The sequence below is a fragment of the Microbulbifer okhotskensis genome (assembly GCF_023895975.1).
GTDB classification, from domain to species: domain Bacteria; phylum Pseudomonadota; class Gammaproteobacteria; order Pseudomonadales; family Cellvibrionaceae; genus Microbulbifer; species Microbulbifer okhotskensis.
In genome coordinates this window covers 1-1,557 of record NZ_JALBWM010000271.1, presented here as the reverse complement: position 1 = coordinate 1,557, position 1,557 = coordinate 1, and the positions used below count along the sequence as shown (strand labels likewise).

1 protein-coding gene is annotated in these 1,557 nt (G+C 43.0%); it reads left to right on the top strand.

Annotation, left to right across the window (positions count from 1 at the left end; all coding sequences use genetic code 11):
* The first annotated feature begins 117 nt into the window (after positions 1-117).
* Complete coding sequence (locus tag MO867_RS21970; protein ID WP_252473139.1) at positions 118-1,041, top strand: hypothetical protein; 924 nt, start codon at positions 118-120, stop codon at positions 1,039-1,041.
* Positions 1,042-1,557: the final 516 nt, after the last annotated feature.

Genomic DNA, 1,557 nt, shown 5'->3' with positions numbered 1-1,557 from the left:
GAGCGGTACAGTGACTATGGGGCTATAGCTGCATGAAACTGTCCGAAGTGTTGACATCTAAAAAATGGGGAGAAAGCAATTGCAGGCGCTCCCAGCCTCCCCTTAAATAACAGCACATTGGGGTACATCCCTCAGCACTTTCTACAGTATGCGCATACAAGAGAAACAATAGAAGAACTTCTGCTGGATATTCACTATGATGAACAGTACCCAATATTTGTCTGTGAAGACAAATCGGGAGTCTATATTCAAATCGGCATTATCAGTTACGATAACTATATCCCGTTAATAGAACAATCTTCCCAGAAAATTGTTTATGGCAGAAAGTGGCGAGTAGAGGCCGATTTGCCAACCTCTGAAATTATTCAAACTGTCTTTCTAGCACTACAAAAGGCCCGTGAACACGAAGTGCGAGAGCGTCTCAAGCTATCTCTAGGGCCTGCGAATAGCACTCCGTTCAACACTCATCAAGACCTACCATTGATGGCCGAACTCTCAAAAGAATTAACGTTATCAATAATGGCCAATACAGAGACTAATAGCATTGAACAGGTTAACCATTGGCTAGAGGGTATATCCTACGACGCCGCGAGGTTTACAAATGCAAATGTGAACGCACTCAGCTACAGTGGATACTATATTGAGGTTTCTATAGACAAGAGCCCTACGACGCGACTGCCAGAACTAGACAGCCAAACTATAATATTTTCGACCCCACATCTGGATCGCAATACAATATATCATCGCCTAATGGAGGCGATGGTTAACTTGAGCAACCGCCATGTTGCTGAAAATTTCACCTATAAAGGTTTTGCTCGATTTAGTATTAATCTTGACCTCCTAGCAACTGGCAGGCTCTCTTTAGCCAGTCGAAGTTCATCCCAAATGGAAAATAGCACTGAATTTTCGAGGGAATTTAGCAGAATGAATGATGAAGTAGATTCAAATCGGGTACCGGCAATCTCAAAGGGAGAGCTGGGCCTAAACCTGATACGACAACTGCTATCATTTCTCCCTCTAAATGGTTTCCTTCCCAAGTAATCCAGATAAATTACAGTTAATTATTAGTCTAGATAGGAATCATCGTAAGTTAGCACGGCTAAATACAAAGTCCAAATTTAGCTTTTCCTTCGAGAAATAATGCACGCTACTGCGACCGTTTGCTAAACGGGAGAAGTAACAATATAACTCTATACAGCTTTGGACTTGACCTAAGCCGGCAAACTCACTACCAGGTGCGGGCTACTATCACTCCGACAGAGTGTCAGGGGTATGGTGGCCACGAAACCATCGCATACCGCTGATTTAATATAAGATTCCCACAACATACCGTACACTGGTTTGTTCAATTTTATTGAGTAGGATCACCATCCTCATTCAGCCAATCGCGGACACCTGTACTCGTAGTACACGGCCTGGAAAACTAATTTAACCCACCATTAAGTGGCCAAGGAGTTATAACCGAATCTGGTGTTTGAGGGTTTGAAAGAAAGTAGCGTATATGGTTGATTTGTTGTTGCCAAACAAAGCCAACCAGGAATACGCCGCTATGGACAA